Origin of the sequence: Streptomyces otsuchiensis (assembly GCF_004305975.1) — a bacterium.
Classification (GTDB): domain Bacteria; phylum Actinomycetota; class Actinomycetes; order Streptomycetales; family Streptomycetaceae; genus Streptomyces; species Streptomyces otsuchiensis.
Window position 1 is genome coordinate 1 of the sequence record NZ_BHZI01000053.1, and the last position, 24,308, is coordinate 24,308.

At 72.6% G+C, this 24,308-nt stretch carries 25 protein-coding genes; 14 read left to right on the top strand and 11 right to left on the bottom strand.

The window, feature by feature from the left end:
• The coding region (locus E0D90_RS07615; RefSeq protein ID WP_130797107.1) for a LacI family DNA-binding transcriptional regulator at positions 1–986 on the bottom strand (986 nt) is incomplete at its 3' end.
• Between the two features lie 226 nt (positions 987–1,212).
• Here E0D90_RS07615 and E0D90_RS07620 point away from each other — a divergent pair.
• Genes E0D90_RS07620 through E0D90_RS07640 form a run of 5 tightly spaced genes read left to right on the top strand, consistent with a single transcriptional unit; the run spans position 1,213 to position 6,140 of the window.
• The gene (locus E0D90_RS07620; protein WP_174856161.1) at positions 1,213–2,436 is read left to right on the top strand and encodes an amino acid ABC transporter substrate-binding protein; all 1,224 of its coding nucleotides are present in this window, start codon (positions 1,213–1,215) and stop codon (positions 2,434–2,436) included.
• A gap of 7 nt (positions 2,437–2,443) precedes the next feature.
• Positions 2,444–3,328 (top strand): branched-chain amino acid ABC transporter permease, encoded by an 885-nt coding sequence (locus E0D90_RS07625; RefSeq protein ID WP_130797108.1) that lies wholly within the window; start codon positions 2,444–2,446, stop codon positions 3,326–3,328.
• A complete protein-coding gene (locus E0D90_RS07630) occupies positions 3,312–4,559 on the top strand; it encodes a branched-chain amino acid ABC transporter permease (RefSeq protein ID WP_227870063.1) in 1,248 nt (415 codons plus the stop codon). The genes E0D90_RS07625 and E0D90_RS07630 overlap by 17 nt, the downstream gene beginning before the upstream one ends.
• Positions 4,556–5,353, top strand: a complete 798-nt coding sequence (locus tag E0D90_RS07635) for an ABC transporter ATP-binding protein (RefSeq protein ID WP_103504713.1) — start codon at positions 4,556–4,558, stop codon at positions 5,351–5,353. The genes E0D90_RS07630 and E0D90_RS07635 overlap by 4 nt, the downstream gene beginning before the upstream one ends.
• A complete protein-coding gene (locus E0D90_RS07640) occupies positions 5,343–6,140 on the top strand; it encodes an ABC transporter ATP-binding protein (RefSeq protein ID WP_227870064.1) in 798 nt (265 codons plus the stop codon). The genes E0D90_RS07635 and E0D90_RS07640 overlap by 11 nt, the downstream gene beginning before the upstream one ends.
• Here the strand turns inward: E0D90_RS07640 and E0D90_RS28570 are convergent.
• The 6 genes from E0D90_RS28570 to E0D90_RS07670 form a co-directional block, all read right to left on the bottom strand.
• On the bottom strand, positions 6,111–6,308 hold the full coding sequence (locus E0D90_RS28570) for an iron chelate uptake ABC transporter family permease subunit (protein WP_438827380.1): 198 nt from the start codon (positions 6,306–6,308) through the stop codon (positions 6,111–6,113). The genes E0D90_RS07640 and E0D90_RS28570 overlap by 30 nt on opposite strands.
• A gap of 33 nt (positions 6,309–6,341) precedes the next feature.
• Positions 6,342–7,286: an ABC transporter permease gene (locus E0D90_RS07650; RefSeq protein ID WP_130797109.1), complete on the bottom strand. Its 945-nt coding sequence runs from the start codon at positions 7,284–7,286 to the stop codon at positions 6,342–6,344.
• An 11-nt stretch (positions 7,287–7,297) separates the two neighbouring features.
• Complete coding sequence (locus tag E0D90_RS07655; RefSeq protein ID WP_130797110.1) at positions 7,298–8,266, bottom strand: ABC transporter ATP-binding protein; 969 nt, start codon at positions 8,264–8,266, stop codon at positions 7,298–7,300.
• Positions 8,263–8,640, bottom strand: a complete 378-nt coding sequence (locus tag E0D90_RS07660) for a transcriptional regulator (protein WP_227870065.1) — start codon at positions 8,638–8,640, stop codon at positions 8,263–8,265. The genes E0D90_RS07655 and E0D90_RS07660 overlap by 4 nt, the downstream gene beginning before the upstream one ends.
• Positions 8,637–9,143: a hypothetical protein gene (locus E0D90_RS07665; RefSeq protein WP_130797111.1), complete on the bottom strand. Its 507-nt coding sequence runs from the start codon at positions 9,141–9,143 to the stop codon at positions 8,637–8,639. Before E0D90_RS07665 ends, E0D90_RS07660 begins: the two co-directional genes overlap by 4 nt.
• 184 nt (positions 9,144–9,327) lie before the next feature.
• Positions 9,328–9,765: a Rid family hydrolase gene (locus E0D90_RS07670; protein ID WP_130797112.1), complete on the bottom strand. Its 438-nt coding sequence runs from the start codon at positions 9,763–9,765 to the stop codon at positions 9,328–9,330.
• Positions 9,766–9,858: 93 nt separating this feature from the next.
• On the opposite strand from E0D90_RS07670, the gene E0D90_RS07675 reads away from it, so the two are divergent.
• The 3 genes from E0D90_RS07675 to E0D90_RS07685 all read left to right on the top strand — a co-directional run bounded on the left by E0D90_RS07675 (position 9,859) and on the right by E0D90_RS07685 (position 12,034).
• The gene (locus E0D90_RS07675; RefSeq protein ID WP_103501711.1) at positions 9,859–10,356 is read left to right on the top strand and encodes a MarR family winged helix-turn-helix transcriptional regulator; all 498 of its coding nucleotides are present in this window, start codon (positions 9,859–9,861) and stop codon (positions 10,354–10,356) included.
• A 93-nt stretch (positions 10,357–10,449) separates the two neighbouring features.
• Entirely contained in the window at positions 10,450–11,037 is a 588-nt protein-coding gene (locus E0D90_RS07680; protein ID WP_227870066.1) for a helix-turn-helix transcriptional regulator, read from the top strand.
• 124 nt (positions 11,038–11,161) lie between these two features.
• Complete coding sequence (locus tag E0D90_RS07685) at positions 11,162–12,034, top strand: class I SAM-dependent methyltransferase (RefSeq protein ID WP_130797114.1); 873 nt, start codon at positions 11,162–11,164, stop codon at positions 12,032–12,034.
• 100 nt (positions 12,035–12,134) lie between these two features.
• On the opposite strand, the gene E0D90_RS07690 is transcribed toward E0D90_RS07685, so the two are convergent.
• Complete coding sequence (locus E0D90_RS07690; RefSeq protein WP_103501708.1) at positions 12,135–12,782, bottom strand: TetR/AcrR family transcriptional regulator; 648 nt, start codon at positions 12,780–12,782, stop codon at positions 12,135–12,137.
• 240 nt (positions 12,783–13,022) lie between these two features.
• Here E0D90_RS07690 and E0D90_RS07695 point away from each other — a divergent pair, with 240 nt between their 5' ends.
• From E0D90_RS07695 to E0D90_RS07705, 3 genes are all read left to right on the top strand, one after another.
• Complete coding sequence (locus tag E0D90_RS07695) at positions 13,023–14,729, top strand: glycoside hydrolase family 13 protein (RefSeq protein ID WP_130797115.1); 1,707 nt, start codon at positions 13,023–13,025, stop codon at positions 14,727–14,729.
• A gap of 233 nt (positions 14,730–14,962) precedes the next feature.
• Positions 14,963–17,290: an MMPL family transporter gene (locus E0D90_RS07700; RefSeq protein ID WP_130797116.1), complete on the top strand. Its 2,328-nt coding sequence runs from the start codon at positions 14,963–14,965 to the stop codon at positions 17,288–17,290.
• A 312-nt stretch (positions 17,291–17,602) separates the two neighbouring features.
• The gene (locus E0D90_RS07705; protein WP_130797117.1) at positions 17,603–19,459 is read left to right on the top strand and encodes a KUP/HAK/KT family potassium transporter; all 1,857 of its coding nucleotides are present in this window, start codon (positions 17,603–17,605) and stop codon (positions 19,457–19,459) included.
• Positions 19,460–19,507: 48 nt separating this feature from the next.
• Here E0D90_RS07705 and E0D90_RS07710 read toward each other — a convergent pair whose 3' ends face one another.
• Together E0D90_RS07710 and E0D90_RS07715 are read right to left on the bottom strand one after the other, a co-directional pair.
• Positions 19,508–20,170: a histidine phosphatase family protein gene (locus E0D90_RS07710; protein ID WP_130797118.1), complete on the bottom strand. Its 663-nt coding sequence runs from the start codon at positions 20,168–20,170 to the stop codon at positions 19,508–19,510.
• A 158-nt stretch (positions 20,171–20,328) separates the two neighbouring features.
• On the bottom strand, positions 20,329–21,420 hold the full coding sequence (locus E0D90_RS07715; protein WP_130797119.1) for a tartrate dehydrogenase: 1,092 nt from the start codon (positions 21,418–21,420) through the stop codon (positions 20,329–20,331).
• Positions 21,421–21,571: 151 nt separating this feature from the next.
• Here E0D90_RS07715 and E0D90_RS07720 point away from each other — a divergent pair, with 151 nt between their 5' ends.
• From E0D90_RS07720 to E0D90_RS07730, 3 genes are read left to right on the top strand one after another with little or no spacing between them, the layout of a single operon-like run.
• Complete coding sequence (locus E0D90_RS07720) at positions 21,572–22,384, top strand: SDR family NAD(P)-dependent oxidoreductase (protein WP_157996833.1); 813 nt, start codon at positions 21,572–21,574, stop codon at positions 22,382–22,384.
• Between the two features lie 10 nt (positions 22,385–22,394).
• A complete protein-coding gene (locus E0D90_RS07725) occupies positions 22,395–22,805 on the top strand; it encodes a VOC family protein (protein ID WP_130797121.1) in 411 nt (136 codons plus the stop codon).
• Positions 22,798–23,604, top strand: coding sequence for a polysaccharide deacetylase family protein (locus tag E0D90_RS07730; protein ID WP_130797122.1), 807 nt, complete (start codon positions 22,798–22,800; stop codon positions 23,602–23,604). Before E0D90_RS07725 ends, E0D90_RS07730 begins: the two co-directional genes overlap by 8 nt.
• Positions 23,605–23,633: 29 nt before the next feature.
• Here E0D90_RS07730 and E0D90_RS07735 read toward each other — a convergent pair whose 3' ends face one another.
• Positions 23,634–24,134: an Lrp/AsnC family transcriptional regulator gene (locus E0D90_RS07735; RefSeq protein WP_219806382.1), complete on the bottom strand. Its 501-nt coding sequence runs from the start codon at positions 24,132–24,134 to the stop codon at positions 23,634–23,636.
• Positions 24,135–24,308 lie beyond the last annotated feature (174 nt).

Here is a 24,308-nt window from a genome sequence, read left to right on the forward strand (position 1 = left end):
GAGCGGGGGCGCAGCACCATCTCCAGGGCGGTGCTGCCGTAGTCGGCCATCGGCAGCGCCACGGTGGTCAGGGCGGGGGCGAGGTCCTGGGCGACCTGGATGTCGTCGAACCCGGCGACCGAGACCTGTTCCGGGACCGGGACGCCGCGTTCGCGGAGCACGGAGAGCGCGCCGATGGCCATGGTGTCGTTGAGCGCGAGGACAGCGGTGGTTCCCGGGTGTTCGCGGAGGATGCGCGCCATCGCCTCCCGGCCGCCCTCGCGGGTGAACGCGCAGTGGGTGACTGGCACCTGCCGGGGGTCGACTCCGGCGTCGGCGAGCGCGGCGCGGACTCCGGCGAGCCGGTCGGCGATGGTGGTCAGCTGGGCGGGGCCGGCCGCGATCGCGATGGCGCGGTGCCCGAGCCCGAGGAGGTGTGCGGCGACGGTGGCGCCCCCGGCGCGGTTGTCCGGCAGCACGGCGTCGCAGCGCAGGTGGTGCCGGCCGATGACGGCGACCCGGCCGCCGGACTCCTGGTAGTCGGCGAGTTCCTGGTTGGCGGCCTCCTCGTCGGCGCGCCTGGTGTAGCCGGATCCGGCCATCACGATGGCACCGACCCGGTGGGCGCGCATCAGCCGGATCTGCGCCAGTTCGGCACGTGACTCGCGCGCGGTGTGGCCGATCTGGACGGTCCAGCCGTTGGCGACGGCGACGCGGACGGCGCCGCTGGCGATCTCCGAGAAGTACGGGTCGCCGATCTCGTAGACGATCAGCCCGGCCACGCGGGTGACCCCGCCGGCGAGGGTGGCGGCGTGGGGGTTGGCGACATAGCCCAGGTCGGCGGCGACGGCGCGGACGTGCCGGGCCAGCTGCTCGGAGACTCCGTCCCGGCCGCGCAGCGCCCGCGAGGCCGTGGCGGTGGAGACCCCGGCCAGCTCGGCGACATCGACCAGGCGCGGCGCTCCGGACCCCTCGGCCGGTGCCGCTCGGCGTGCACCTCGTCCCACCGGAACCACCTTCTTCGTCCGTGACCCTTGCCACACCCCGTCCGCGGACGTACGGTACCGCAAACGCTTACGTAAGCGCTTACTGTCTGTCTCGTTCTCGACTACCGGCCTCACCGCCGCCGACTCGGGCACCCCTCGCGCCGGCCTCACCCCTCCCCCATGCGGTGCCGTCGGCAACTGCCGTACTCAAGGCCTCATTTGCAACGAAGCAAGGAGAGTGACCTGTATGTCCTCGCGCAGGAAACACACCTGGGGTGTCGCCGCCGCTCTGTCGGCGGGCGCGCTCGTCCTGACCACCGCCTGTTCCGGGGACTCCGGCGGCGGCGGTTCCGACGACACCATCGTCATCGGTGTCTCCCTCCCGCTCACCGGTGACTTCTCGGAACCGGGCAAGGGCGTCCAGCGCGGCTACGAGGCGTGGGCGCAGATGGTCAACGAGGACGGCGGACTGCTCGGCCGGCAGGTGGAGCTCAAGATCCTCGACGACCAGTCCAGTGCCGACCGCGTGGTGCAGGACTACGAGGCGCTGATAGCCAAGGACCAGGTCGACCTGATCTTCGGCCCCTTCTCCACCCGGCTGGTGGTGCCCAGCGCCCGGGTCGCCGAGGAGTACGGGATGCTCTTCGTCGAACCGGCCGGCGCCGCCGGCGAGGTCTTCGAGCAGGGCTTCGAGAACCTCTTCTACGCGGCGCCCGCCATCGCCGAGGACCACTACGACTACCTCGCGGAGTACCTGCTCGGCCTGCCCGAGGACGAGCGGCCGCAGACGGTGGCGGTGGCCTCCATGGACGACCCGTTCGCCCAGGGCACCGCGTACGGCCTGCGGGACAAGCTGGCCGAGGGCGGCCTGGAGATCGTCGTCGACGAGGTCTACCCGCCCAACACCACCGACTTCTCATCCATCGCCGCGAAGATCAGCTCCTCCGGCGCCGACGTGGTGGTGGGCGGCACCCAGTACCAGGACGCCGTCAACCTGATCGTCTCGCTGCAGCAGCTCAACTACCAGCCGCGGCTGGCGGCGTTCTCGACCGCCCCGACCAACCCGGAGTTCTCGGCGGCGATCGGCGCGAAGACCGAGGGCATCCTGTCGCCCACCGGCTACACCCCGGAGGCCGCCTGGGAGTCCAACACCGACTTCGTGGAGCGCTACACCGAGATCCACGGTTCGCCGCCCTCGGAGGACGAGGCCAACGCCTTCACCACCGGGCAGGTCGTCGCCGCCGCGGTGGAGGCGGTGGGCTGCGCCGAACAGGGCGACTGCCAGCAGCAGTTGATCGACTGGCTGCGGGACGCCGAGGTGGACACCGTGGTCGGACCGCTCAGCTGGGACGACGCGGGCCGCCCGCAGAGCGCCCATCTGATCCAGCAGTACGTGGACGGCGAGATCCGGATCGTGCTGCCGGAGGACGCCCAGGAAGCGGACTTCGTCTTCCCCAAGCCGGCCTGGTGACCGCCGGGTGAACACCGCACTTCTCTTCCAGAGCCTGGTCCTCGGGGTGCTGCTGGGCGGACTCTACGCCCTGCTCGCCGCCGGCCTGACCCTGTACTTCGGCGTGATGCGGGTCGTCATGATCGCGCACTCCGCCTTCCTGATCCTCGCCGCGTACATCGCCTGGTACTTCAACCAGCAGACCGGCTGGGACCCGCTGTTCTCGCTGCTCATCACCGTCCCGCTGTTCTTCGGCATCGGCGTCGGGATGCAGCGGCTGCTCATCACCCGGCTGCGGCCGGCGACGCTGACCATGATGTCGGTGCTGCTGACCTTCGCCATCGCCCTGTTCATCGAGGGCATGATCGGGTTCGTGTGGAGCGGCACCCAGCGCCGCATCCAGCTGCCCTACTCCGGCGACAGCATCAACTTCCTCGGCGCCAGCGTCGCCGTCGTCAAGCTGATGGCGTTCGCCCTGGCGGCGCTGTCCCTGGCTCTGCTGTACCTGCTGATGAAGAAGAGCCGGTTCGGCCAGGCGCTGCGGGCCACCATCCAGCACAAGGAGGCCGCCCAGCTGGTCGGTATCCGCACCGACCGGGTCGCCGGACTCGGCTTCGGGCTGGGCCTGGCCACCGCCGCCATCGGCGGCACCGCGCTGTCGCTGGACGCCACCATCTATCCGTCCCTGCACTGGCACTGGATCGGCCCGCTGATGGCGATCATCGTCGTCGGCGGCCTCGGCTCCATCCCCGGCACCGCCATCGCGGCGATGGTCCTGGGCATTGGCCAGAGCCTGCTGCAGGTCCCGCTCGGCACCACCTGGGCGCAGACGCTCTTCTACGTCGCGCTGTTCGCGACGCTGATGCTGCGTCCGCAGGGATTCTTCGGAGGTCGTCTTGCCCAGCGCTTCTGACACCCGGTCCTCCACCGCCCCCGACGACACGACGGGCCCCGGCGGCGCCGGCCGCCCGGCGGGCGCCGGACCGTGGCGCGGCCGGCTGACCACCGGCCGGCTGATCCGGCTGGGAGCCTTCCTGGTCTGCGCCGCACTGCTGCTGTCCTTCCCCTCGATGGCGCCCAACCCCTACATCCTCTCCGCCGGGGTGGTGGTCCTCAGCTACGCGTGCACCGCCACCGCGTGGAACTTCATGGGCGGCTTCACCGGCTACGTCTCCCTCGGCCACGCCGCGTTCTTCGGTCTCGGCGCCTACAGCACGGCCCTGCTGATCCGGGACCTGGAGCTGTCGCCGTTCGTGGCGTGGCTGCTGGGCGGGGTGGTCGTGCTCGTGGTCACGATCCCCGTCGGGGTCGCCGCGCTCCGGGTGCGGGGCGCGTCGTTCGTGATCGTCTCGATCTCGTTCGTGCTGATCACGCTCCTGGTCTTCCAGGGCTGGGACGCCTTCACCGGCGGCTCCAACGGCCTGGTCGTGCCGCGGCCCTTCCCCGAGCTGCTGCGGCCCGAGCACCACCGCGTCTTCTTCTACCTCTTCGCCGCGCTGCTCGGCGTGATGCTGCTGGCCTGGTGGGCGATCGACCGCTCCCAGTTCGGCATGGGGCTGAAGGCGGTGCGGGAGGACGAGGACAAGGCGCAGGCGCTCGGCGTGCCGACCCGCAACTACAAGCTGGCGGCCTACCTGATCTCCGGCACCTTCACCGGACTGGCCGGCGGCATGTACGCGCTGTGGTTCGGCGACCTCGACCCGATCTTCCAGTTCTCCATCATGCTCGGCGCCTACATGGTGCTGATGGCCCTGCTCGGCGGGGTGCGCCACCTCTTCGGTCCGCTGCTGGGCGCGCTCATCGTGGGCTCCGCGCTGGAGTACTTCAAGATGGAGTTCGGTGACACCCAACTCCACCTGGTGGCGACGGCGTTGCTACTCGCGCTGGTGGTGCTCTTCATGCCTGACGGCATCATCCCGGCCGCCCGCGACCTGGTGCGGCGCTTCGGCCCGCAGCAGTCCTCGATCCGCGAGATGACCGCGGCCGAACTGCTGGAACGCAACCGCGAGGCGGCCGCCGAGGCCGCCGCGCGCACCGCCGGCGGCACGGCGGCCGGCGGCACGGCGGGCGACGGCGACCGCACGGACGACGGCGGCACGGACGGAGCCGGCGCCGCCGGTTCCGGGAAGGAGGAGGAGCGATGACCACCCGGACCACCACCGGCACCGGCGGCGGCTCCACGGCCGCGCCGGAGCCGGCCGCGGCACCCCGCAGCCTGGAGACCGTGGGGCTGAGCAAGTCCTTCGGAGGGGTGCACGCCGTCGACGACGCCACCGTGACCTTCCACCACGGCAAGATCAACGCCCTGATCGGACCGAACGGTTCGGGCAAGACGACGTTCTTCAACTGCGTCACCGGGATGATCGCCCCCGACTCCGGGAGCGTGAGCTACCGGGGCCGGGACATCACCCGCAAGGCGCCGCACGCCATCGCTCGCGGCGGCATCGGGCGCAGCTTCCAGCTGTGCCGGGTCTTCCCCCGGATGACGGTGCTGGAGAACATGCTGGTCGCGGTGCGCCGCGACCGGCTGCGGGAGATGTTCACCGGCTCCCGCAAGCCCGAGGAGGTCGACAAGGCACGCGCGTTGCTGGTGCGGGTCGGCATCGACCACCTGGAGCACATCGAGGCCGGCAACCTCTCCTACGGTCAGCAGAAGCTGCTGGAGCTGGCGGGCGTCCTGATGGCCGACCCGGAGACGATCATGCTGGACGAGCCGGCGGGCGGGGTGAACCCGGCGCTGATCGGGCGCATCGGCACGCTGGTGCGGGAGTTGAACGCGGAGGGCAAGACCTTCCTGGTGGTGGAGCACAACATGGACATGGTGATGAGCCTGTCCGACCACGTCATCGTCTTCGACCGGGGCCGTCCGATCGCCGAGGGCCCCCCGTCGGTCGTCCAGTCCGACCCGAGAGTGCTGGAGGCATACCTTGGCATCTGAACCGGCGACCCCGGGAACCGAGACCGCCGGCGCCTCCGCCACGGCGGCGCCCGTCCGTCCGCTGCTCACCCTCGACGACATCCAGGCCGGTTACGGCCGGGCGGCGATGGTGCTGCGCGGCCTGACCATCGAGGTGCCGCCGGGCACCGTGGTCTGCCTCGTCGGCCCGAACGGAGCGGGCAAGTCCACGGTGCTGAAGGTGGCCAGCGGGCTGCTGAAGCCGCGCTCGGGACGGGTGCTGGTCGACGGCACCGACGTCACCGGCCGTGAGCCGCAGCAGATGCTCTCCGCCGGGCTGGCGCACGTGCTCCAGGGCCACAGCGTCTTCCGTGAGATGACCGTCGGGGAGAACGTGCTGCTGGGCGCCTACACCCTGCGCGACAAGGAACGCGTCGCCGAGCGGGTGGAGTTCGTGCAGAACCTCTTCCCGATCGTCGGCGAGCGCTGGAAACAGCTGGCGGGGCTGCTCTCCGGCGGCCAGCAGAAGCAGGTCGAGTTCGCCCGCTCGCTGATGGTCGACCCCAAGGTGGTGCTGCTGGACGAGCCCTCGATGGGCCTGGACCCGAAGACCACCGCCACCGTCTTCGAGCAGGTCGTGCGGATGCGCGACGCGGGCACGGCGGTGCTGCTGGTCGAGCAGAACGCCCGGCGGGCGCTGGAGACGGCCGACATCGGCTGTGTCCTGGACCTGGGCCGGGTCCATATCACCGGCCCGGCCTCGGAGTTGCTGGCCGACCCGCAGCTCTCCGAGCTGTACCTAGGCGGACGTCCCGGCGGCGCCGCCTGACGCCCGGCGCCGGTGGCGCCCGTGTTCGGCCGAGGGCCGGGCGGCGGGTGCCACCGGCGCTCGGCCGCTGAACCCGATGATGTCGGGGCTGCCCAGCGGGTTGCGGGTCAGTCCCTGCATCAGCGCGCCGGAGACGGCGAGTGCGGCGCCGACGAGGATGCCGAGCAGGGCCGTTGACGCGCGCCCGCGTGGTGGCCCCGGCTACCCGGGCGGCGCCCCGCTCCGCTCCGCGCGGCGGTGCCGCGCGCTCAGCCGGGAGCCGGACTCCCGGCGGGCGGCCCGGCGCAGCAGCGGCACCGCGAGGAGGAAGCCGAGCACCGCCCAGGCGGTCAGCACCAGGGCGACCATCGGCAGCTCCCAGGAGCCGGCGACCTCGGCGGCCCGCGCCGTGTCCGGCAGCAGGGCCGCGCGCAGGCCCTGCGCCATCCACTTCAGCGGGAAGAGGGAGGCCACCTGCTGCACCGGTCCGGGCATCGCGGTCAGCGGGAACACCGCTCCCGAGGTGAACAGCAGCCCCATCGTCGGCAGCATGATCAGCGCCAGTGCCTCGCGCGGGTTGGGCAGGACCGCGCCGATGGCGGCGCCCAGCGGCACGACGGCGAGCAGCCCGAGCGTGGTGACCCACAGCAGCGTCAGCCACCCGCCCGGCCCGCGCGGCAGCGGCCCGTCCGCGACCAGGGCGGTGGCCGCCAGCAGCAGCGCCAGGGCGCCCACGGCCATGACCACCACCAGCAGGCACTTGGCGACGAGGTAGGCGGGAATCCCGCCGGGGGTGGTGCGCAGCCGCAGCAGCGTGCCCTCTTCCCGCTCGGTCACCAGCATCTGCGGGAGGCTGATCAGCCCGACCTGGAACAGCAGATAGGCGGCGAAGCCCGCGAGCACCAGGTGGGACAGCGGGGTCGAGGTACCGGGCACCTCGCCGCTGACGTAGGAGGCGATCAGCAGCGCGACGACCACGTTGGTCAGCTGGCCGGACAGCTCCTTGGGGCTGCGGAGCAGGTGCCGCAGTTCGATGCCGCCGCGACGGAGGCCGGCCCGCCAGAAACGGCCGGTGGGACGGCGCGGTGCCGGTGGCCCCGTCAGCTCCGCCGGTTCCCCCGTGCCGGGGTGGTCCGCCGTGCCGGGGTGGTCCTTCGTGGTCGTCATGGGTGTCCCTCTCATGCGGCCCGTGCCTCCGCGCCCACGGCACCGTCCGTGCCGTCCGGGTGTTCGGGGGCGGGTGCGTCGTCCTCGCGGTGCACCATGTGCAGGTAGGTGTCCTCCAGCGTCGGGCGGCGGACCTCCAGGCCGGCGATGGGACCGTCCGCGTCCCGGTGGAGTTCCCAGACCAGTCGTGAGGGGTCCGCGGTGCGTTCGCGGCGGGTCGTCCCGTCGTCGGCCGTCCAGCGGACCTCGGCCCGGGCGGCGGCGCGGCGGGCCAGCTCCGCCGGGCTGCCGCAGGCCCGGATCCGGCCGCCGACCAGCATGGCGATCCGGTCGGCGAGGCGCTCGGCCTCCACCAGGTCGTGGGTGGTGAGCAGGACGGTGACGCCCTCGTCGCGGGCCAGCCGTTCGACGAGAAGGTGGAACTCGTGGCGCGCCTCCGGGTCGAAACCCGTGGTCGGCTCGTCCAGGAAGAGGAGTTCGGGGCGGCCGACGATGCCGAGCGCCACGTCCAGCCGGCGGCGCTGACCGCCGGAGAGCCGGTCCACCTGCTGGTCGGCGTGGCCGGTGAGGCCGACCATGGCCAGCAGGGCCGCCGGGTCGCGGGGCTCGGGGTAGTAGGTCGCGAAGTGGGACAGCAGCTCCCCGACCCGCCACCGGCGGTGGTCGCGCCAGGATTGGAGAACGAGGCCGATGCGGCCGCGCCAGGCGTCGTCGCCCCGCTCCGGGTCCGCTCCGAGGACGCTGACCTCCCCGGCGGAGCGGCGCCGGAAGCCCTCCAGGATCTCGACGGTGGTGGTCTTGCCCGCTCCGTTGGGCCCGAGCAGGGCGAAGACCTCACCGCGGTGGATGGCCAGGTCGATGCCGTGGAGCACGTCGGTGCCGCCGTAGGCCATGCTGACGCCGCGGGCCCGGATCACGGGCTGGGCGGTGGTGGCGGGCGGCGAGGCCGGAGCGGGTCCGGGTGGTGCCGTGGACGTCATCGTGCCGCCTCCGCGTGGCCGTGCTGTCGTTGTCGCGCCTCGGTGGTGGACGGCTGGGCCACGCCGGTCGCGGGTGGTGGCCCAGCGCTCTCGACGATCGCCCGCAGCGCCGCCACATGCCCCTCGAACGCGGCGCGCCCGTGGTCCGTCAGCCGTACCGTGGTGCGCCGCTTGCGGCCGCCGCCCTCCTTGCGCAGCTCCAGGTAGCCGGCCTCCCCGAGGGTGTGCAGCTGCTTGGAGAGCGCGGAGTCGCTGAGCGAGAGGCTGTCGCGGACGAACGCGAAGTCCGCCCATTCGGTGGCCGCGAGCAGCGCGACGACGGACAGCCGGGTAGCGGGGTGGATCAGCTCGTCGAATCCGGTGGGAGTGCTCATCGGCCCGCCACCTGACGGGTCGCCGCTTCGCCGTCGCCGCGGAGCGAGCCCGTGGCCCAGCGGCCCGCCGGTCCGACGAACAGCAGGAACGCCGCCGTCGAGACGGTCGCCTGGACCAGGCCGGCGGCCGGCGGCCCCAGCGGCTCGACCAGTCCGCCGGAGAGCAGGGTCACCCCGGCGATGGCCACTCCCCCGGCGGCGAACGCGGCGGACATCCGCCAGGTGCAGCGGGTGCGGTGCAGTCGCATCCGGCTTCTGCGGTGGTGGCCCGCCGCGAGCGCGCCCAGCAGCGCGACGTAGGCGGCGATGGCCAGCCAGACGCCCCACCGGGGCAGGTCGAGTCCGAGACCGGCCAGGAAGACCCACATGAGCGCGGCCGTGCCGTACGCCGCCGCGGGACCGCCGGAAGCGCTCCGCTCGGCCTCGTCGAGCACGCGCTCCTGCGGGACCCGGATGCGCTGCAGATCCCTCCACGCCTGTTCGGCGTTCACCGGTGTACTCACGACCTTCGCCCTCCCGTGACGGCCCCACGCGGAGCCGGTCCCTGACTTTCCCACCAGGAAAGTACCCCCTGACTTTCCCAGTGGGCAAGTCAGGGGGTCACCGACGGAGGAGTGCGCACCGGACGCGCCGGGCCGGACACGGGGTGCGCGCATCCGGGGGCGCGCGCACCCCGGGGCCCACCCGTCAGTCGCGCTCGCCGATGACGGCGGCGACCCGGATCTCGACGCGCATACCGGGGGCGCCGAGCGCCGCCACGCCGATCTGGGTCCAGATGGGGGCGCGCTCCCCCATGCGCCGGCGGAACTGCTCGACCATGACACGGGTCTGGTCGTCACCGATGGTGTCGGTGGCGGTCGGGAGGTGGTACGAGTCCACGGAGATGACGTCGCGCCAGGTCGCGCCGGCGGTGGCGAGCGTGCGCTCGACGTTGTCGAAGGCACGGACGATCTCGTCCTCCAGGGACTCGGGGAAGGCGAACTCCTCGTCCCACCCGCCCTGCCCCGAGATCTCGACCCGGTCGCCGGTCCTCACCGCCTGCCGGTAGTGCCTCGTGTCGAACAGCGCGTCGCCGTAGCCGGGGGTGGAGAACAACCGCGGCCGGTCATTGACGGTGGCGGACATGGGGAACTCCTTCTCGTTGACTTCAAGCTTGTAGTGACCGTACCACGGTTTTACTTCATGCGTGAAGTGAGAGCGGCTGAGTATCGTGTCCCCATGGCGACTGCGACCCCGGGCGACGACAACGGCTCCCCAGACGAGGTGGCATGGCTGAACCCGGCGGAGAAGGAGGCGTGGACCGGGCTGATCTCGCTCATCCTGCTGCTGCCCGGCCGCCTGGAGGCGCCGGTCCAGCGCGAGGCGGGAGTGACCCTCTTCGAGTACCTCGTGCTCAGCCAGATCTCCGAGGCGCCCGAGCGCCGGCTGCGCATGAGCGAACTCGCCTACCTCGCCAACGGCTCGCTCTCCCGGCTCTCGAACGTCGTGAAGCGGTTCGAGCAGCGCGGCTGGATGGAGCGCTCACCCGATCCCGACGACGGCCGCTACACGATCGCCTCCCTCACCGACGCCGGCTTCGAGGTCGTCACGGCCGCCGCCCCGACCCATGTGCGGGCGGTCAGGGAACAGGTACTCGACCCGCTGTCCGCCGCCGACCAGCTGGCCCTGGCCCGGATCGCCGCCAAACTGCGGGTACGCCCGGCCGACCTCGCCTGACCCGGCCGCACCTGGCCCCGCCGCACCCCCGCACCCCCGCACCGGGGGCACATCAGGCCGCGCCGACCGCGTGAGACGCATACCATGTTGCCCATGACGCAAGAGGACGACGAGCTGGACAGCCTGGTGCGCAAGCGGATCCGCGGGTTGCGGGTCGCACAGGGCTGGTCGCTGGAGGAACTGGCCACCCGCGCCAACCTCAGCCAGTCCTCGCTGAGCCGCATCGAGAACGGGCAGCGCCGGCTCGCCCTGGACCAGCTCGTGACCCTCGCCCGCGCCCTGGACACCACCCTCGACCAGCTCGTGGAGACCGCCACCGACGACATCGTCACCAGCCCGACGATCGACGGGGCCCACGGCCTGATGCGCTGGCCCGTCAAGGGCGACCCGGGCATGAGCGTGGTCCGTCAGCGGATCACCGGGCCGCCGCCCGACAACCCCGCCCGGATGCGCGCCCACCCGGGACGGGAGTGGCTGGTGGTGCTCGCCGGCACCGCCGTCCTGATGCTGGGTCACCGCCGCGTCCGCGTCGAGACCAATCAGGCCGCCGAGTTCCCCACGATGATGCCGCACGCTATCGGCGCCGAGGGCGGCCCGTGCGAGATCCTCGGCATCTTCGACCGCGACGCCCGCCGCGGACACCAGCGCGACAGCGCCGCCGCCGCCGGCCCCCGCGCGTGACACCACCTCCCGGCACACCCCCGGCGCGGGCGCTCCTTGCGCATCGGGCACGCGGGGCCGCCTCCGTCTTGCGCGTTCCGGGACACGCCCTGCCGCAGACGCAAGGCGGTCGTACGGTGACGACATGTCGCACCCACACCCGCACAGCCCCCTGACCGGCGCGCACCACCGCCTCCACCGGCCGGCCGAGGACGCCGCCCAGGCGGAGATCCTCGATCTCGACGCGGAGGTCCTCGCCGAGCACACCGCCGCCATCACCGCCTGGCTGCCCCTGACCTCCGCCCCCTCCCGCATCGTCGACCTGGGCTGCGGTACGGGGGCGGGCACCTTCGCCCTCCTGGACCGTTTCCCGGCAGCCCACGTCACCGCCGTCGACTCCTCCCCCGGGCACCTCGACCGGCTGCGGAACGCGGCGCACGCCAAGGGCGTCGCCGACCGCGTGCACACGGTGCGGGCCGACCTCGACGCCGAGGCCTGGCCCGACCTCGGCGCGCCGGACCTGGTCTGGGCCTCGGCCTCGATGCACCACCTGGCCGACCCCGCCCGCGCCCTGCGGGCCCTCCACGACCTCCTCGCCCCCGGCGCGCTGCTCGCCGTCGTCGAGCTGGCCGGACTCCCCCGCTTCCTGCCGGCCGACGCTCCCGAGGAACGGCCCGGCCTCGAAGAGCGCTGCCACGCGGCGGCCGACCGCCTCCACGCGGAACACCTGCCGCACCGCGGCGCCGACTGGGGACCGATGATCGACGCCGCCGGCTTCACGCTCACCGGCGAACGCACCGTCACCGTGGACATGGACGGCTCCCACGACCCGGCCGTCGCCCGCTACGCGTCCGGCGTCCTCCAGCGGGTGCGCGGCGCCGCCGCCGAGACACTCGCAGCCGGCGACCTCGCCGCGCTCGACCGGCTGCTCGACCCGGACGGCCCGCACAGCCTCCTGCGCCGCGACGACCTGTCGGTGCGCACCGAACGCACCGTGTGGGCCGCCCGCCGCAGCTGACACCACGCCGAACCGGATACGGCTCCGCCCCGCCGCCCGCACCGGGAAGGGCGTGGCCGGCGGGGCGGAACCGGTCGAACAGCTCAACCCCGGCGGGATCTCAGCCGGACCCCGGCGTCTCCTCGGCGGGTACCGCGGTGAGCAGCCGGTCCAGCAGCGCCATGCCCGCGTGCATGTCCACGCTGTCGTCGAGCAGCCACTGGGTCGAGAGTCCGTCCAGGGCGGCGAGGAGCAGCGAGGCCGCGACGTCCAGGGGCACGTCGTCGCGGACGACGCCGGCCGCACGTCCGTGGTCGAGGATCAGCCGGATCTGACCGCGCAGCCGTTCGTAGCGTTCGACGAAGTAGGCGCGCGACTCCTCGTTATCGGATTCCAGCGCGCGGGCCAGCATGCTGTTGAACAGCGCCATGAGGCCCGGCACGCGGGTGACGACGTCCGCGCTGCGCAGCGCGGCCCCCAGCCCTTCGTCCACCGTAAGCTCGGCTTCGGCCCGCTGGTCGGCCTCGCGCAGCACTTCGAGGAACAGGCGCTCGCGTGAGCCGAAGTACCGGTTCACCGCGGCGTGGGTCAGGCCGACCGACTCCGCGATGGCGCGCAGCGAGGTGTTCTCGAAGCCGCGCTCGTTGAACACGGTGACGGTCCGGTCGAGGATCTGACGGCGGCGCTCGACTCCCTTGCGGTAGGAGCCCCGCTGCCCTCGGGGCGTCGCCGACGACGCCTGTTCTCCGGTGTTCTTCACGCCTGTCATCACCTCTCCCTTCCCCGATGACGCGACCCCGCAAGTATGGCGGAGACGCGGTTCACCGAGTGCTCACCCGCCGCGGCGCGGGGCCCCTCCGGGCCTCGGGCCGCCGCCGCGCGGGGTGCGCGGGACGGGCAGGGCTCCACCATACGCGAAAAGTTCCACGCGGAACTTTTTGGTGTAGCGTGTTGGAGAAGCGCTGACCCGTCGGCGCCGTCATGCCGGGCTGAGCATCTGGGAGAGACCATGCCGAACGCGCACAGCACAGACACCGTCACCGGCCGCGACCCGAGCGGCGCGGACTGGTGGCGGGAGGCGGTCGTCTACCAGGTCTATCCGCGCAGCTTCGCCGACGGGAACGGCGACGGCATCGGTGACCTGAGGGGCGTGCTGAGCCACCTCGACCACCTCGTAGAACTCGGCGTCGACGCGGTCTGGTTCAGCCCGTTCTACCCCTCGGCCCTGACGGACGGGGGCTACGACGTGGACGACTACCGCGACGTCGATCCGGCCATCGGGACGCTGGAGGAGTTCGACGAGGTGGTCCGCCGCCTCGGCGAGGCCGGGATCAAGGTCGTCATCGACATCGTGGCCAACCACAGCTCCGACCGGCACGCGTGGTTCCGGGAGGCACTCGCCGCCGGGCGCGGCTCCAGGGCCCGGGAGCGCTACGTCTTCCGCGAGGGCCGGGGCGAGAACGGGGAGTTGCCGCCCTCGGACTGGCCGGCGTTCTTCGGCGGGCCCGCCTGGACGCGCGTGGCGGACGGCCAGTGGTACCTGCACCTCTTCACCCCCCACCAGCCCGACTGGAACTGGGCCGACGCCGAGGTACGCGCGGACTTCCTCCGCACGCTGCGCTTCTGGGCCGACCGGGGCGTCGCCGGCTTCCGGGTCGACGCGGCGATGTGCCTGACCAAGGACCTGAGCGAACCACTGCCGGACTGGGACGACGTGCTGCCCGGCTTCCCCGCGCTGGTCGGCGGCGCCGACGGTCGCGGTGAGGGCGTCCTCTTCGGCGAGGGGCAGAACCCCATCTACGACCGGGACGACGTGCAGGAGGTGTACGCGGAGTGGCGCGCGCTGTTCGACAGCTACGAGCCGCCGCGGTTCGCCGTCGCGGAGGCATGGGTGGCCGCACACCGGCGCGCCCGCTACGCGAGCCCGCGGAGCCTGGGCCAGGTCTTCAACTTCGACCTGCTGCTGGCCTCCTGGGACGCGACGGCGTTCGGCGAGGTGATCCGCCAGAACCTCGGCCTGGCCGAGGCGAGCGGTTCGTCCAGCACCTGGGTGCTCTCCAACCACGACATGCCGCGCCACGCGACCCGCCTGGCGGCCGATCCGGTGAACGGCACCGATCCGGCCGGCGGCACCCTCGACGCCCCTCCCCCGCCCGGCGGCACCGGCCTGGACCGTGCCCGCGCCGCGAGCATGCTGATACTCGCCCTCCCGGGCAGCGCCTACCTCTACCAGGGCGAGGAGCTCGGACTGCCGGAGGTGTCGCTGCCCCGCGAGGTCGCCCAGGACCCGGTCACCGGCAAGGAGGACGCCGCCGTCCCGAGCCGCGACGGCTGCCGCGTCCCACTGCCCTGGAACACCCAGGCGCCCTTCTTCGGATTCAGCGAGCACGCGGCACACCTGCCACAGCCCACCTGGTTCGGCGATCTGTCCGTGGCGCTCCAGTCCGGCGACCCCGGCTCCACCCTCTCCCTCTACCGCCGGGCGCTGCGCATCCGCCGGCAGCTGCGCACCGAGGGGCCGGTGACCTGGCTCGACCTGGGACCGCGGCTGGTCGCGTTCACCCGCGGAGCGCGCTGGACCTCGGTGACCAACTTCGGCGACACCCCGGCGTACCTGCCGCCCGGTGACGTACTGCTGTCGAGCCGCCCGCTCGTCGACGGCATGCTCCCGGCCGACAGCACGGCCTGGCTGCGGAACCCGGCCAGCCCCGCGTAGCCACCCCCGCGTAGCCACCGCCCCCGTCGGCACGACACGGAAGTCGTCAGCACGGCACGGCACGGCACGACGCATCACGAACACCGCCCGTACCGGGCACCCCGGCGGCAAGGCCCCGGGAGACCGCGACCGGCCCCGGTGACACGACGTCACCCCCGGCGCCGCGCCGCGCGCGAGACACGCGAATCACTCATCTCACCGACCGTTCGTCCTCAACGAAGGGGATATCCGCCATGGCATGGCAGCTGTTCAAACTGGGCCGTTGGTCCTTCATCCATCGCAGGGTCGTGGTGGTGGCCTGGCTCCTGCTCCTCGCGCTGGCAGGTGTCGGCGCGGCGACCCTCTCCGGCAAGACCACCGAGAGCTTCACCCTGCGGGGCATGGAGTCGACCGACGCGTTCGAGCTGATCGAGGAACGCTCCCCCGGTGCGAGCCCGGACGGCGCGACCGCCCGGGTCGTCTTCGAGGCGCCGGCGGGCGAGTCGCTGACCGACCCCGCGCACCGTCAGGTCATCGAGGAATCCCTCGCCCTGGCCGACACGGGGAGCGTGATCTCCGTGGACGATCCGTTCACCACGGGCACGGTCTCCGAGGACGGCGCGGTCGCCTACGCGGCGGTCAACTACAGCACGCCGCCCGGAGAGGTCGCCACGGCGGACCACGAGGCGCTGGACGCCGTGAAGCAGAGCGCGGAGGACGCCGGGCTGCGCGCGGTCGTCGGCGGCGACGCGGCCGGCGCGGACCTGCACGACGATCTCGCCGAGGTCATCGGAATCGGTGTCGCCTTCGTCGTCCTCGCGATCACCTTCGGCTCCATGATCGCCGCCGGGATGCCGCTGGTCACGGCGATCATCGGCGTGGGCATCGGCGCGGCCGGCATCACCGCGCTGACCGGGTTCGTCGAGCTGAACGCGGTCACCCCGGCGCTCGGCACCATGCTCGGCCTGGCGGTCGGCATCGACTACGCGCTGTTCATCCTCTCCCGCTACCAGCACGAGGTACGGGCGGGCCGCTCTCTGGAGGAAGCCGCCGGAACCGCCGTCGGCACCGCCGGTTCCGCCGTGATCTTCGCCGGCCTGACGGTCATCATCGCGCTGCTGGGCCTGGCGATCACCGGCATCGACTTCCTCACGCAGATGGGTGTCGCGGCGGCGGCGATGGTCGCGTTCGCGGTGCTCATCTCGCTGACGCTGCTGCCCGCGTTCCTCGGCTTCGCCGGGCGCTCGGTGGTCAGGCCCCGCCGCCGCAAGGCATCCGAGGGGACCGGCCCCGACGCTCCGGAGGCGGAGACCGCCGGGCGCCGCTGGGCGCGGGCCGTCACCAAGCACCGCTTCTCGACCCTCGTCGGAGGCGTGGCGCTGGCCGGTGTCATCTCCATCCCGGTAGCCAGCATGGAACTCGCGATCCTCGACAGCGGCGTCAACCCGGCCGGCAGCGACAGCCGGGTCGCCCACGACCTCATCGCCGACAACTTCGGGGAGGGAATGAACGGCCCGCTCCTCGTCGTCGTCGACACCGCCGGCGCCGACGACAAGCTGGCGGCCGTCGACATCGTCCACGGCGAGCTGGAGTCCGCCGGCGGCAGCGTCGCCCACATCATCCCGCCGCTGGCCGACGGGTCCGAGGAGGCCCGGGAGGCTCTCGGCGAACAGCTCGACGCCGTCGACCTGGCCAACTTCACGGTGATCCCCGAGGGCGGGCCCTCCGACGCCACGACCAAGGAACTCGTCGACTCGATCCGCGGCGCGCTCTCCGGCCTGCCCGACGAGACGGGCGCCCAGGCCATGGTCACCGGCCAGACCGCCGTCGGCGTGGACATCTCCCAGGAGCTGGCGGACGTCTTCCCGCTCTACCTGCTGGTGGTCGTCGGGCTGGCCTTCGTCCTGCTGGTCCTGGTCTTCCGGTCCGTCCTCGTGCCGCTCAAGGCCGCGCTCGGTTTCCTGCTCTCCGTCGGTGTGGCCCTCGGCTGCACGGTCGCCGTCTTCCAGTGGGGGTGGCTGAACAGCCTGATCGGCCTCGACGCCACCTCGCCGGTCCTCTTCATCCTGCCGCTGCTGCTGACCGGTGTGCTCTTCGGTCTGGCCATGGACTACGAGGTCTTCCTCGTCACCCGGATGCGCGAGGCGTACGTGCGGGGAACCGAGGCACGGCAGGCCGTCGTCGACGGCTTCGCCCACAGCGCCCGGGTCGTCACCGCCGCCGCCCTCATCATGTTCGGGGTCTTCGCCGGGTTCGCGCTGGGAGACGACTCGATCATCAAGACCATCGGCTTCGCCCTCGCCGTGGGCGTCATCGCAGACGCCTTCCTGGTCCGGATGCTGATCGTCCCCGCCGCGATGGCGATCATCGGCAAGAACATCTGGTGGCTGCCGAAGTGGCTCGACCGGGCGCTGCCGGACCTCGACGTGGAGGGCGAGGCCCTGACCCGGCGGATCGGCCCGCCCCCGGGCGCCGCCCAGGTCCCCGCCGGGACGACCGCCACGGCCTCTTCCGCGGTGACGCCCCCGCACGAGGCGCCGGAGAACCGGCACTCCGAGGAGCGGCAGGCGGCGAACCGCTAGCCCGGCGCCTGCCGCCCACCTGGCAGCAGCGCGGGTACGGGCGGTGGTCACCCGGCTGGACCACTCGGTCCACGCCGCCATGCCCGCGCGCGGACTGACCCCGGACGGCGACGGCTCTCACTCACAGAGCCGTCGCCGTCCGCGGCGCGCGCCGGTCACCCAGCGCGCCGGGGAGATCGGAAATACGCTCTCCCCGTGAAGGTTCGTCGCGGGGAAGGCGCAGGTGGCGCACGTCGCGCACGGCGGAGTCGCTCCGGCCCGTCCGGAACCCGGGGTGCGGGCCCGCACGGCCGGGCCCGCGCCGGCACCGGCGTGAGCACGGTGCGCGCCGCCGGTCCGGGCGCGGTGGTGGGCGCGCTGGGAGTCGTCTTCGGCGACATCGGCACCAGCCCGCTGTACGCGATGGACGCCGTGCTGAAGACCACGCCCGATGCTTCGCGGGCGGTGGTGTTCGGGGCCACCTCGACCGTGATCTGGCTGATGGTCAGCGTGGTGGCGGTCCTCTACGTCAGGTTGCTGCTGCGGCAGGACAACCACGGTGACGGTGGGCTGCTGGCGTTGCTGACGCTGTTGCGGCGGGACCGGCGGACGTCGCCGCGGACCCGGAGGGTGCTGACGACGCTGGCCATCATCGGCGCCGCGGCCTTCCTCGGCGACAGCCTGATCACCCCGGGCATCTCGGTGCTGTCGGCGGTGGAGGGGCTGGAGGTCGCGGCACCGGGCCTGGCCCGGTTCGTCGTGCCGCTGGCGCTGAGCGTGCTGATCGCGTTGTTCCTGGTCCAGCGGCGCGGCACGCAGGCCATCGGCAGCTGGTTCGGCCCGGTGATGATCGGCTGGTTCGCGCTGAGCGCGGGGGTGGGTCTGGCGGCGGTCGTCCGCCAGCCGGAGGCGCTGGCGGTGCTGTCGCCGCACTGGGCGGTGCTCTACTTCGCGGAGCACCCGCACACCGCGTTCCTCTCGCTCGGCGCCGCCGTCCTCGCGGTGACGGGGGCCGAGGCGCTCTACGCGGACATGGGGAACTTCGGGCGCCGGGCGGTGACACGGGCGTGGATGCTCGTGGTGATGCCCTCGCTGCTGCTCACCTACGTCGGCCAGGCGGCGATCCTCTCCGAGGGCCCGGTGACCGGGTCGGCCTTCTACGCGCTGGTGCCGACCTGGCTGGCCCTGCCCGCGGTCGTGTTGGCGACGGCGGCCACCGTCATCGCCTCCCAGGCGGTGATCTCCGGCGCCTTCACCGTGGTCCACCAGGCCGGCCGGCTCCGGCTGCTGCCACCGGCCCACGGAACGGTGCGCGGCCCGCGCGTCTACCTGCCCGTCGTCAACTGGCTGCTGCTGCCGGGCGTCATCCTGCTGGTGGTGGGATTTGGCAGCTCCGCCGCCCTCGCCTCGGCGTACGGACTGGCGGTGACGATCACCATCACCGTCACCTCGCTGCTGCTGACGGTCCGGCTGGCGCAGTCGCGGAAGTGGGCGTGGCTCGCCGTCGCCGTCGTGGTGCTGTGCGTCGTCCTGGCCGTGCTGGTGGCCAACCTCCCGAAGATCCGCACCGGTGGCTGGCTTCCGGTGCTGGTGACGCTCACGCTCGGAACCGTCATGTACGCCTGGTGGACCGCGCGGGCGAAGGTCCGTGCCGCGAGCCGGGCGCTCGAACTGCCCATCGGCGAGGTCGTCGCGCAGGTCCGGGCACGCGGCGGTGAGCTCCCCCGGCCGGACGGCACCGCCGTCTTCATCGGCCACGACCATCAGCGCGCGCCGCTCGCGCTCCGCATGCAGCTGGAGAACGAGAACAGCCTGCACCGGCGCGTCGTGATCCTGTGCTGCCGCACCCGGGACACCCCCGCGGCCGGCACCGACAGCACACCGGTCGTCGACGGCGCCGGGACGGATGTGGGGGTGTGGGTCGTGCGGGTCAGCATCGGGTACGACGACGACTTCCGGCCGCGCGAGATCCTGGCGGCGGCCGCGCTCGTCGATCCCGGCCTGCCCGGGGTCCTGGACGCGAGCTACGTCCTGTCCGAAGCACGCGTCGCCCTGGAGCCGAAGGGGCTGCGCTCTCGTGCCCGGTGGCGGATCTACCGGCTGCTCGACCGGTTCACCTCCCACCCGGCGGACCTGCTCGACGTCCCCGACGCGACGACCATGATCGTGGGCCGGCGCGTCCACCTCTGAGTACAGCGGCCGTTCACGGTGCTCCGTCGCGGCGGCCGCCGAACGGGCTCAGGCGTCGTCGATGGTGTCGCCGGCGGGGCCGCTCTCGTTCCGGGAGCCACGCTCACGGCCGACGGTCCGGTCGGCCCAGCGCTCGGCGTGCCAGCCCGCGTCGGGCGTGCCGGAGAGCACGACGACACCGGTGTTCTCCAGATGGTGGGCGGCCGCGAAGGCGACGTCGACGTTGTCCGCGCGGGCCGCCGCCCACATGCGGATCGCGGCCCCGTGGCTCACCATCGCGACGGTGGGCACTCCCGTTCCGGCGGCCTCCCGGACCACGGCGTCGAACCGCGACAGTGCCTCCTCGCCGTTCTCCCCGCCGGGCATGCGCGCCTCGGTGTCGCCGGCGGACCAGGCGAAGACGGTGCTCAGGTAGGTCTCGACGGAACTCTCGTCACCGCGCATCTCCAGCTCCCCGGCGGACAGCTCGCGGATACCGTCGCGGACCTGGATCTCCAGCCCTGTCCGCGTCGCCAGCGGCTCGGCGGTCTGCTGGGCACGCGTCAGGTTCGAGGCGTAGAGGGCACCGATCTCCTCTCCCGCCAGCGCTGCCGGCAGTGCCTCCGCCTGTCGCTGTCCCAGCGGGGTGAGCCCCGGCCCCGGTTCCGCCGTGTCCAGCAGCTGGCGGACGTTGGAAGGGGTCTGCCCATGGCGGATGAGAAGCAGGCGCACGGTTGGTCTCACTCTCCAGCTGGCCGGTGTCGGGTACTCCACTGTGGCACCCCGGCGCCGCGCGTGTCCGCCAACGGCCCCGTGGCACTTCGCACACCGCCCGCCGCCGCACACCGCCCGCACGGCCGGTCGCGCCCGCGCGGCCGGCCGTGCGCGGCTCAGTCGGCGAGGTGGTCCACCAGCGCGGCGGTGACCTCCCCGGTGGAGGCGGTGCCGCCCAGGTCCCGGGGCAGTACGCCGGCCTCGGTGGTGGCGGCGACGGCTCGCTCCAGCCGGGCGGCCTGGTCCGGCAGTCCGAGGTGCTGGAGCATCAGCGCGGCGCTGCCGACGGCACCGATCGGGTTGGCCACCCCCTGCCCGGCGATGTCCGGGGCCGACCCGTGCACCGGCTCGAACATGCTGGGGAAGCGCCGCTCGGGGTTGAGGTTGGCGCTGGCGGCGAGGCCGAGGCTGCCGGCCAGCGCGCTCCCGAGGTCGGAGAGGATGTCGGCGTTGAGGTTGGAGGCGACCACCACCGAGAGGTCCTGGGGCCGCAGCACGAACCTGGCGGCCATCGCGTCCACCAGCACGCTCTCGGACTCGACGTCGGGGTAGTCCCGCGCCACCCGGCGGAAGACGTCGTCCCAGAGCACCATGCCGTACTGCTGGGCGTTGCTCTTGGTGACGCTGGAGACCTTGCGGTGCCGGCGGGTGCGGGCCAGCTCGAAGGCGAAGCGCATCACGCGCTCGCACCCGACCTCGGTGAACAGGGCGGTCTGGACGGCGACCTCGCCGCCCGGGCCCCGGCCGGCGAGGTTGCGCCCGCCGAGGCCGGCGTACTCGCCCTCGCTGTTCTCTCTGACGACCACCCAGTCCAGGTCGTGTTCGTCGGCCGACCGCAGCGGGCTGCGGACGCCCGGCAGGAAGCGCACGGGGCGGACGTTGGCCCACTGGTCGAAGCTCTGACAGATCCTCAACCGCAGTCCCCACAGGCTGACATGGTCCGGGACGGTCGGCCAGCCGACGGCCCCGAAGTAGATGGCGTCGAACGTCGCCAGCCGCTCCAGTCCGTCCTCGTCCATCATGCGCCCGGTGCGTTCGTGGTAGCCGCAGCCCCAGGGGAACTCCGTCCAGTCGAAGGCGAAGGCGCCGCCGGAGTCGGCGGCGAGCGCGTCCAGGACGGTGCGGCCGGCCGCGACCACCTCGGCGCCCACTCCGTCGGCCGGGATCGCGGCGACGCGGAAGGTCCTGCTGCTTATGTCCGTCTCCATGGCGTTCTGTCGCCCCTTCTCGAGAATCGAAGAATGATCGACGCATCTTGTTCATTTCGCAAAGCCTGCGTGCTAGCTTAACGAATCACTCGATGAGGCGGCTGGTCCGTCAAGGATTTCGCCAACAGGAGCCCGAGGAGCACGGATGCGGATGAGAGACAGGGTCGCGGTGGTCACCGGGGCCGGCCGGGGCAACGGCAAGGCCATCGCGGAGCGGCTGGCGGCGGAGGGCGCCCATGTGGTGCTGGGCGACCTCCTGGTCGAGGAGGCCGGTGCGGTGGCCCGGGGAATCGAGGAGGCAGGCGGGCGGGCGACCGCACTGCGCTGCGACGTCTCCCGCGAGGAGGACGTGGAGGCCCTGATGGCGGCCGCCGAGGAGCTGGGCGGTCCGCACGCCGTCGTCGCGCAGGCCGGGGCCAGGCACGAGGGCGGGCTGATGGCGACCGAGCCCGACCGCTGGGACGCCTTCATGGCCGTGGACGTCCGGGGCACCTATCTGTGCGCCCGCGCCGCCGTACCCCGGATGCGGCGCCTGGGCGGCGGCAGCATCGTCACCATGTCGGGGACCTTCGCGGTCGTTCCCGAGCCGGGCATCGCCGTCCAGGCGGCGGGCAAGGGCGCCATCCTGGCGCTGACCCGGGCCATCGCCGTGGAGCACGGGCCGGACAACATCCGGTGCAACGCGATCGTCCCCGGTTACATCGAGACGCCGATGGTCGAGCAGTGGGCCGACGACCACCCCGACCCCGCGGCCGCGCGGCAGGCCGTCACGAGCATGCACGCGCTGCGCCGCCTGGGCACGGCGCAGGAGATCGCCGCCATGGCGCTCTTCCTCTGCTCGGACGAGTCCTCGTTCTCCACCGGCCACCCCTTCCCCGTGGACGGCGGCCTGTCCATCGGCATGAACAACATCTACGAGTTCGACGCGCTGCGCGGCAACACCGGCCGCGGACTCGACGCCTGAGGAGGCCGCCGTGCATCTGGACAACATCGATCTGCTGTGCCGCGACGTCGAGCGGATGGTCGGCTTCTACCGCGACGTCCTGGGGCTGCCGCTCTTCCTCCCCTACGAACAGGGCAGTGGCTGGGCGGCGCTGCAGGCCGGCGAGGTCACGCTCTACATATTCGAGACCGCCTCCACCGAGCAGCCGCAGCGGCGGGTGCACGTCGCTGCGCAGGACCCCCCGGGGCTGTCCGCCTTCGGGCTGACGGTGACGGACCTCGACGAGGCCGTGGCGGCGCTCGACGGCAAGGTGACCTGGGCCGGAGAGGCCCGGCGGTGGGATCACCCCAGCGGGATCTGGTACCGCTTCCGGGCGTTCCACGACCCCGAGGGCAACGTGCTGAGCATCACCGAACCGCACAAGGTCCCCGACGGTGGCTGAGCCCGCCTGGCCCGGCGGCGCACGCTCGGCGGCGTGCCTGACCTTCGACCTCGACGCCGACGAGGTCTGGCTGGCCGAACAGCCCAGTGCCGCGCGGAGGCCGGGGCTGCTGTCACAGGGCGAGTACGGCCCCCGGGTCGCGGTGCCGCTGGTGCTCGACCTGCTGCGCCGCTACGAGGTACGCGCCACGTTCTTCGTGCCCGGCCGGGTCGCGGAGCGCTACCCGCACGCGGTGGGCAGCGTGCTGGAGGCGGGGCACGAGATCGCCCACCACGGATACACGCACCGTCCGCCCGCGGCTCTCACCGCCCACGAGGAGGAAGAGGAGCTGCTGCGCGGCCTGGCGGCGCTGCGGGCCACCCACGGCGTCACCGCCCGGGGCTACCGGGCACCGTCCTGGGACGTCAGCGCGCACACCGTCGAACTGCTCCACCGGCACGGCCTCTCCTACGCCTCGAACCTGATGGCGGACATCAGGCCCTACCGGCATCCCGGCACCGACGTGGTCGAGCTGCCGGTGCACTGGACGCTCGACGACGCGGCCCATTTCTGGTTCGCGCAGACCTCGTTCAGCCGGACCATCGCCACCAACGAGGCGGCCGGGGCGATCTGGGCGGCCGAGGCGGCCGGAATCGACCGCCTGGGCGGCCTGTGTGTGCACACCTTCCACCCGCAGGTCATCGGCCGTCCCGGCCGGCTGGAGCTTCTGGAGCGGATCGTGGCGGCGGCGGCCCAGGACGACGCGATCTGGACGGCCACCGCCGGGGAGATCGCGGACTGGGCCAGGGAGCGGACATGACCGGCGGAGCGGCCCGCCCCCCGGGCGCCTCACTCCCGGAGCACGGGGACGTGCGGCTCGGGACGCTCGGCGGCCGGTGCGTCCGGAACGCCCCAGCCGTACGCCATCTTGTGGATCTCCAGGATCAGGAAGGTCTGCGTCGAGGTCACGCCCTCGATGTGGTGGAGACGGTTGTTGAGGAGATCCGCGAAGTGCGCGGTGTCCCGGCAGACGACCTCCAGCAGCAGATCGAGATCCCCGCCGATGGAGGCCACGTAGCTGGCCTCGGGGAACTTGCTCACCCGGTCGGCCACCTCGCGCACCAGCCCGGGCCGGACCCGGATGCCGACCATCACCATCAGGTCGAAGCCGATCTTGAGCGGGTCGGCGATGCCGACGACCTGCATGACCTTCTCCCTGGTCAGCCGCTGCACGCGGTAGCGCACCAGCCCCTCGCTCACCCCCAGGTCGCTCGCGATCTGCGTGAACGGGCGCCGGCCGTCGCCCTGGAGCTGGGCGATGATCTGCCGGTCGATGTCGTCGAGCTCCACCTGACCACCTTTCATACGTTACGAAATCCGCAACCAGCGTACGCCTGAACAACGAATCCGCAAAGAATCATTGACAGGCTAACGAATATCAGCCGATTATTCGAACTGGCACTCCATGCGGACTTCGCCCGCCATCAGGCGGGATATGCCCTTACCCATGGGCCTGCCCCCTCT

What these genes read in the sequence shown, in the direction of transcription:
- E0D90_RS07620 (WP_174856161.1), top strand. Translation starts at nt 1,213, where the DNA reads ATGTCCTCGCGCAGGAAACACACCTGGGGTGTCGCCGCCGCTCTGTCG.
- E0D90_RS07635 (WP_103504713.1), top strand. Translation starts at nt 4,556, where the DNA reads ATGACCACCCGGACCACCACCGGCACCGGCGGCGGCTCCACGGCCGCG.
- E0D90_RS07650 (WP_130797109.1), bottom strand. Translation starts at nt 7,286, where the DNA reads ATGACGACCACGAAGGACCACCCCGGCACGGCGGACCACCCCGGCACG.
- E0D90_RS07655 (WP_130797110.1), bottom strand. Translation starts at nt 8,266, where the DNA reads ATGACGTCCACGGCACCACCCGGACCCGCTCCGGCCTCGCCGCCCGCC.
- E0D90_RS07660 (WP_227870065.1), bottom strand. Translation starts at nt 8,640, where the DNA reads ATGAGCACTCCCACCGGATTCGACGAGCTGATCCACCCCGCTACCCGG.
- E0D90_RS07670 (WP_130797112.1), bottom strand. Translation starts at nt 9,765, where the DNA reads ATGTCCGCCACCGTCAATGACCGGCCGCGGTTGTTCTCCACCCCCGGC.
- E0D90_RS07675 (WP_103501711.1), top strand. Translation starts at nt 9,859, where the DNA reads ATGGCGACTGCGACCCCGGGCGACGACAACGGCTCCCCAGACGAGGTG.
- E0D90_RS07680 (WP_227870066.1), top strand. Translation starts at nt 10,450, where the DNA reads ATGACGCAAGAGGACGACGAGCTGGACAGCCTGGTGCGCAAGCGGATC.
- E0D90_RS07685 (WP_130797114.1), top strand. Translation starts at nt 11,162, where the DNA reads ATGTCGCACCCACACCCGCACAGCCCCCTGACCGGCGCGCACCACCGC.
- E0D90_RS07690 (WP_103501708.1), bottom strand. Translation starts at nt 12,782, where the DNA reads ATGACAGGCGTGAAGAACACCGGAGAACAGGCGTCGTCGGCGACGCCC.
- E0D90_RS07695 (WP_130797115.1), top strand. Translation starts at nt 13,023, where the DNA reads ATGCCGAACGCGCACAGCACAGACACCGTCACCGGCCGCGACCCGAGC.
- E0D90_RS07700 (WP_130797116.1), top strand. Translation starts at nt 14,963, where the DNA reads ATGGCATGGCAGCTGTTCAAACTGGGCCGTTGGTCCTTCATCCATCGC.
- E0D90_RS07715 (WP_130797119.1), bottom strand. Translation starts at nt 21,420, where the DNA reads ATGGAGACGGACATAAGCAGCAGGACCTTCCGCGTCGCCGCGATCCCG.
- E0D90_RS07720 (WP_157996833.1), top strand. Translation starts at nt 21,572, where the DNA reads ATGAGAGACAGGGTCGCGGTGGTCACCGGGGCCGGCCGGGGCAACGGC.